Raw genomic sequence first — 6911 nt, 5'->3', positions numbered from 1 at the left:
TGTTTCTTGCTCATGGTAAACTCCTAATGAGTATGTATAGTTTACCAAGTTAAACCCTCCTGTTTTTTAAGCACACATCAACTCATACACTAGTTGATATTGATGTGATCAGGCGATTAGTTTTTTGGGCACCTTCACTGGCATATCTAATAGCTGCTGTGCAAAAGCCTTACCTTGCGGATCAATCCGCAAACTGGCAATCCCACCACCACCCAATGCATTTTCCAACATAAAATTCAGTGCATTCATGGCTGGCAATTCATAACGAATCACTTTTGATTTTTCAGGATCAAGTACATGCTGCATATAGTCTGCAACATTGGCTTCTGTCAGAGCAGCACGTATCCAAGGTAAATACTCTGTCTTACGTGCAATCACCCCGATATTACTGTGATTGCCTTTGTCGCCACTGCGTGCATGTGCCACTTCAATTAACGGCACTTCAATTTCATCTCCTTGATAGCTCGCCACTTCATCCACTGAATGCAGGTTAATATCTTGTGGAGCTAAGCCTGTTGGAATCTGAACTGGATGACGTTGCCCTACAAAATCCACCTCAACCTTGATTTGATCTTTATCAATTAAGAAAGAGAAAAGCTTCACCACTGCCGAAGCTTTAGGACGACCACCAACAATCCCAGCCAATGCAGGTGCCATACCTGTAGATGCCTGTGCAATTTCCGAAGCAAAGAACATACAGGCTTCTTTAAACATGTGTTTCACAGCAATCTTGACGACCACTTCACGGCTATCTTTCACTCTGGCATGCGAACCATAGGTACATTCGATACCCAGAATCTCCACCGATTTTTCACTAAATGGCGGAACTGAACGTAAAGCCAATACACGTTCGCATTTATTTAGAATCGCATCGGCAATAGTTTGCGCTTTTTCAGGTGCTTCACGACCTGCAATTAAGAAGCTCACTAAAACACGATAACCATCCGCATAGGTAGCACTGACTTTATATTGCTGCGTTGGTGCACGACCAGTTGCACCTGTAACTTTTACTCGATCCTCACCGATTTGCTCTAAATGAACTTGGCTAAAATCAGCCGTCACATCAGGAAGTAAATAAGCTTGAGGATTACCAATCTCATAAACAATTTGTTCTGCGACTGTTGCTGTTGAAACCAAGCCACCTGTGCCTTGTGGTTTAGTCACAATAAAGGAAGCATCGGCACTGACTTCTACAATTGGAAAGCCCATATTGTCAAAGCCTTGTACTAAACGCCAATCGGTAAAATTACCACCTGTACATTGAGCACCACATTCAATCACATGCCCTGCCAATGAGCCTTGAGCCAACTTGTCATAATCATCCAGTGACCATTTATATTCATGCAGTAATGGTGCAAGTACCACAGCCGAATCAACTACACGCCCCGTAATCACAATATCCGCACCTAAATCCAAGGCATCACGGATCGCAACTGCCCCTAAATAGGCATTACTGCTGGCTACATGATGTGGTAAAGCATCACCATTAAACATTTCCTGAACATTTTGTTTCAGTAACTCAGCATGTTTGGGTAATACATCATCCCCAAGTACCACAGCAACTTTTAAATCCAAGCCTTTTTCATCAATTATTTTTTGTAAGGCAGCACGACACGCTAAAGGATTAACACCGCCAGCATTACTAATGACTTTGATTTTTTTCTCAGCAATTTTATTAATCAGTGGCGACATCACTCGGCTAACAAAATCTAAAGCATAACCATGATTTGGATCAGTCATCATTGCCTTTGCCATGATCGACATGGTAATTTCTGACAAATAATCAAACACTAAATAATCAATATCACTCAGATGTACTAACTGAAAAGCGGCTGTGTTGGTATCCCCCCAAAAGCCTGATGCACACCCAATTTTGATTACCTTCTGATCATCCTGCTTGATGCTTGTCATGCGCTTTCTCATTGTTATTTCTAAATTGGCATAACATTACCAAGCAAGTGCTTGGTTTGTAAAGTACATAATGATATGCTGTATTGGCAAAAATAGACAAATCCAAGCAAATGCTTGTTATAAAAAGATAAGACAATTCATGAAATGAATTTTGTTACAATGCTCACTAGATTTAATAGGATAGACGGACTGGCATGATCGCAACTTCAATTGAGCAAATACCTAAAATTGTATGTTTTGACGATAGCCCACGTGGGCGTTTATTGCTTGGCGCTGCTTATCTATTTTATAAACAAGGTTATGACAAAACCACGGTTCGCCAATTAGGTGAATTTATTGGTATCCAGTCAGGTAGTCTTTTCCATCATTTCAAAAGTAAAGATGAAATTTTAGCGACTGTCATGGAACAAACCATTATTTATAACTTTGCACGGCTTAAAGAAGCGGCTGAACGTTCAAATGAGCCAGAACAACAATTACGTGATTTAATCAAAGCTGAACTGATTTCGATTACTGGGGATACAGGTGCAGCAATGGCCGTACTCGTTCATGAATGGTTTGCCCTCTCCAAAGAGAAACAAGACTATCTTCTAAAAATGCGTAATGAATATGAACAAGTTTGGCTGAATGTGATTGAAAAATTACGTGATCAAGGCAAAGTTAAACATGATGCATTTATTTGGCGTCGATTGATTGGTGGTTCTATTTCTTGGTCGGTGACTTGGTACAGACCTGAAGGTAAAGTCAAAGTGGATGAACTGACTGAAATGATTTGGGAAATGGCTTTAAAATAAGTAAGATATGAGACGACATAACTTAACGTTCTACCCAATCATGGTATTTCTATTGTAAAAATTCTTTGTTAATCTGCAATCAATATAACAGCAGAATAATAATGCCATGAATCCAGTCCAACATGCCAATATTTCAGTAAAACGTCGTGGGGGCGAGCTTGAAGATTATATTGATATTCATGCGCTCATCGACAGCACTAAAATGCTCTGTACCGACAATCGCCATCGCATCTTGCATACTTTCTGGGGTGTTCAAGAAGTGATTATTCCAATCTTTGGGCATCACTTTGAAAACAGTGCAGGTAAAAGTATTGAAGTCAAAGACCTCTGCGAGAAAGATCATCTGCTCGTTGATTTCCATCACCATTTTATTCCAACAATTGGGGATTTCGTTGCAGCGATGCAAGATATTCCTACAGACGGACTAGCCAACCGCTTAGAAAAATTCCATCGCGATGTGATTGATGACCCAAAAATCTCAGCAACACTACTCTCGCCATTATCGGTAACAGGTCAACTCAAATCTTTACTGATCACTCACAATAGTTGGTTTATCAATACCATTCTTCCAATGATGGGAAAAGGCGAAGCCAAATTTATTGATTTTGATATTAGTCCAGATTTCTTTTTTAATCCGATGCGTTTTGAGCTTTGGATGGACAATGGGATGGCCGTCCCGCCAAGCGCAGCCAAACTGCAAGACTTAAAAATGAAAATCGCTTAATTTAAGGGGAAATAAAAATGAGTAATATCCAATACGTTATTCGTCAAAACGACTTTGCTTACAATGATGAATGGCATCTGACCAATTGCGTTTCAACTGGGGCGATCAAGCAGATTTATACGGATAAGGCTGAAGCTGAGAAAGCATACAAATCATTAGTCGTCGAAGGCTTATACTATGATGAACTATGTAACTATGACATTGGTAATGGTGAAGCAGATGATGAAATCTACGAAAAACTTGAAGCTTTAATTTTAGAAAAAACAGGAAAAACTTTTAATGTAGACGATGGTGAAATTCCTAAATTGAATGAAGATGATGCTTTCGAATTTGCCAAAATCTCAGGTATTGTTTGGTATCAATTATTAGAAGTTGATGCAACACAACCCTGTTATGTACTTTGGATCAATTCTGAAGAAGAGTATTTCTCAGGCTATGAAACTGGCAGTATTATTTCTAGCCAAGATGAAAACTTTAGCGATGTTATGTGGGAAGCCAATATTTATGCGATGGACTATGAGTTCGAAGCCTTGATGGATAAACCACTTGCTGAGTTAAGTGATAGTCCACTGTTATTCAAACAATTTATCGAACAAACTCCAGATATTCGTTACGATGCTGAAAAAGACAGCATCGAGGGTATTGCCCTAGATAATATAAAATTTATCGATATAAAAACTTTGAACTCATTTTTGAAACAACCTATATTTGAAATCCGCCAAATCTCTTTAGAAGAGTTAGCTGAGCTAGAATAAATTTGAAAATAAAAAGTGCGGAAATTAACCGCACTTTTTATTCGTCATGAAGATATTAATAGCCTAGCTGCTTACTAATCAAATCCTTCATAATTTCTTCAGCACCACCACCAATCATATTCACTTTGACTTCACGATAAATTCGTTCGGACTTCGTTCCACGCATAAAACCCATCCCTCCCAAGGTCTGCACAGCAGCATCCGCACAAAATTGCATAGTACGAGTCGCTACATTTTTTGACATGGAAATTTGCGCAATGAGGTCTGCCCCTTGCAGCTCTTTTTGTCCCATTCGATAAGCTGTATCTTCCAATAATGCTCGTGTTGTAGTCAATTGTGTTGCCATATCTACGAATTTGTGGCGAACCACTTGATGATCTACCAAGCGCTTTCCAAAAGTCTGTCGCTGTTTTGCCCAATCTAAGGCTTCCTCATAACAGACCAAGGCATAACCATATGCCATCGCAGCTAGCCAAAAACGCTCCATATTAAAGTTATTCATAATGACTTTAAAACCTGCATTTTCCCCGCCTAACAAATGACTAACTGGGACTTGAACATTATCAAAATGCAAATGCGCAGTGTCTGATGCCCACCAACCCATTTTCTTTAATGGTGATTTGGTTATTCCCTTGCTATGCGCATCGACCAGTAACATAGAAATACCTTTTGCACCTTGAGCATTCTGATCTGTCTTTACAGCAACCGTATAATAATCAGCACGAATCCCCGATGTGATAAAGGTCTTTTCACCATTCAAAATATAATGGTCTCCTTCTCGAACTGCTTTGGTTTTAATTGCAGCGACATCAGAACCGCCACTGGGCTCTGTAATTGCCAAGGCTGATATTTTTTCTCCTGCAATAATCTGCGGCATAACTTCATCACGAATCTCAGGTCGAGCAAAATGATGAATGGGTGGTGTTCCGATACTATGAATCATAAGCGAAATATGTACACCACCAGATCCAGCTTTTGCCATCTCAATTGCTGCCAACATGACATAAAAGGCATCTGCATCGGGAATGCCACCATGTTCAGCATCATAACCTAGGCCCATTAAACCGACATTTGCAGCCTGTTGATAGAGTGCTCTTGGAAATGATCCAGCCTCATCCCATTCATTCACATAAGGTGAAATTTCTTTTTCTACAAAACGTTTGATGCTGTCTGCAAAAGCCCGATGTTCAGATGTGTAATAAATCGGGTTAAGTGATAAACCATCCATGCTATTTTTCCTAAATTATTATTTAACTCATTGTTCTTTTATAAATATGGCTTTAGACCAATCTCATCATGGTTTAAAGCCTTAAAAATTTCGATTAAAAACCAAGTTGGCGACTGGCAAGGTCTTTCATAATTTCCTCTGCACCACCACCAATCATGTTCACTTTCACTTCACGATAGATACGTTCAGATTTTGTACCACGCATAAAACCCATCCCCCCTAAAGTCTGAACGGCAGCATCAGCACAAAACTGCATGGTTTGTGTTGCGACATTCTTCAGCATGCAAATTTGTGCAATCAGTTCATTACCCTGCAATTCAGGTTTTCCTAAACGATAGGCTGTATCTTCTAATAACGCACGAGTTGAAGTTAAACGTGTCGCCATATCTACCAACTTATGACGAACGACTTGATGATCAATTAAGCGTTTACCAAAAGTTTGTCGCTGTTTAGCCCAATCCAAGGCCTCTTCATAACAGACCAACGCATAACCATAGCTACTCGCTGCAAGAAAAAATCGCTCCATGTTAAAGTTGTTCATAATGACAAAGAAGCCCATATTTTCGGCACCAAGTAAATTTTTGGCTGGCACTCGTACATGATCAAAGTGCAAATGTGCTGTATCCGATGCCCACCAGCCCATTTTATCTAGCTTTGATTTGGTAATGCCTTCACTATGCGCATCAATCAACAGCATTGAAATACCATTAGCCCCCTTAGCATTAGGATCAGTACGTACTGCTACCGAATAATAATCTGCACGAATACCCGATGTAATAAAGGTCTTTTCACCACTGACAATATAATCGTCACCATCTCGAACTGCTTTGGTTTTTAAAGCCGCAACATCCGAACCACCGCTAGGTTCAGTAATTGCCAATGCAGAGATTTTCTCTCCTGACAAAATTTGTGGTAAGACTTCAGCCTTGACCTCTTCTTGAGCAAAATGCTGAATTGGTGGTGTCCCAATCGTATGTGAAAGTAATGATGCAGCCAAACCACCTGATGCGCACTTCGCCAACTCAACTGAGGCAAGTAGAGTATAAAATGCATCCGTTCCTGCAATTCCACCATAATTTTCATCAAAGCCAACACCAAGCAAGCCTATATCAGCGGCCTTTTTATACAGCTCACGCGGAAAAGTTTCCGCTTCATCCCATTCAGTGATAAAAGGACTAATTTCCTTTTCAGTAAAGCGCCTAACACTCTCAGCAAAGGCTAAATGTTGCTCGGTGTAATATAAAGGGTTGAGTAGCATGCTTGCTTCCTAATAATTATTGATCATTGTTTTCGAGTATTTAGTGAGCACTAAGGTATCAAAACCATAAAAACCAAGCAAGCGCTTGGCAAAATTTAAAATTAAAAAAATATTCAATTGGTTCGATTACTTTAACTTACTACAAAGAATCATTCATAATATAAAACTCTTTGCCAAAAAAAACACCCCTAACCATTAGGTTAGGGGTGTTTAGTATTTAAAAGCTGGCGATGACTTACTC

At 39.7% G+C, this 6911-nt stretch carries 6 protein-coding genes; 3 read left to right on the top strand and 3 right to left on the bottom strand.

The features are described 5' to 3' along the window. Window positions 1-108: 108 nt before the first annotated feature. On the bottom strand, window positions 109-1911 hold the full coding sequence (locus tag M5121_RS15310; RefSeq protein ID WP_249571651.1) for an acyclic terpene utilization AtuA family protein: 1803 nt from the start codon (window positions 1909-1911) through the stop codon (window positions 109-111). Between the two features lie 194 nt (window positions 1912-2105). Between M5121_RS15310 and M5121_RS15305 the strand changes: the two genes are divergently transcribed. The 3 genes from M5121_RS15305 to M5121_RS15295 all read left to right on the top strand — a co-directional run bounded on the left by M5121_RS15305 (window position 2106) and on the right by M5121_RS15295 (window position 4184). After that, a complete protein-coding gene (locus M5121_RS15305) occupies window positions 2106-2705 on the top strand; it encodes a TetR/AcrR family transcriptional regulator (protein WP_249571650.1) in 600 nt (199 codons plus the stop codon). 106 nt (window positions 2706-2811) lie between these two features. Then, window positions 2812-3429, top strand: a complete 618-nt coding sequence (locus M5121_RS15300; protein ID WP_249571649.1) for a DUF6915 family protein — start codon at window positions 2812-2814, stop codon at window positions 3427-3429. 17 nt (window positions 3430-3446) lie between these two features. Then, on the top strand, window positions 3447-4184 hold the full coding sequence (locus M5121_RS15295; RefSeq protein ID WP_249571648.1) for a hypothetical protein: 738 nt from the start codon (window positions 3447-3449) through the stop codon (window positions 4182-4184). A 55-nt stretch (window positions 4185-4239) separates the two neighbouring features. Here M5121_RS15295 and M5121_RS15290 read toward each other — a convergent pair whose 3' ends face one another. Further along, complete coding sequence (locus M5121_RS15290; protein ID WP_249571647.1) at window positions 4240-5412, bottom strand: acyl-CoA dehydrogenase family protein; 1173 nt, start codon at window positions 5410-5412, stop codon at window positions 4240-4242. Window positions 5413-5506: 94 nt separating this feature from the next. Further along, window positions 5507-6670, bottom strand: coding sequence for an acyl-CoA dehydrogenase family protein (locus tag M5121_RS15285; protein WP_249571646.1), 1164 nt, complete (start codon window positions 6668-6670; stop codon window positions 5507-5509). Window positions 6671-6911: the final 241 nt, after the last annotated feature.

The sequence above is a fragment of the Acinetobacter sp. ANC5681 genome, assembly GCF_023488045.1.
Lineage (GTDB): Bacteria > Pseudomonadota > Gammaproteobacteria > Pseudomonadales > Moraxellaceae > Acinetobacter.
The sequence above is the reverse complement of the archived record's forward strand: the minus strand, read 5'-3'. Positions and strand labels throughout refer to the sequence as shown.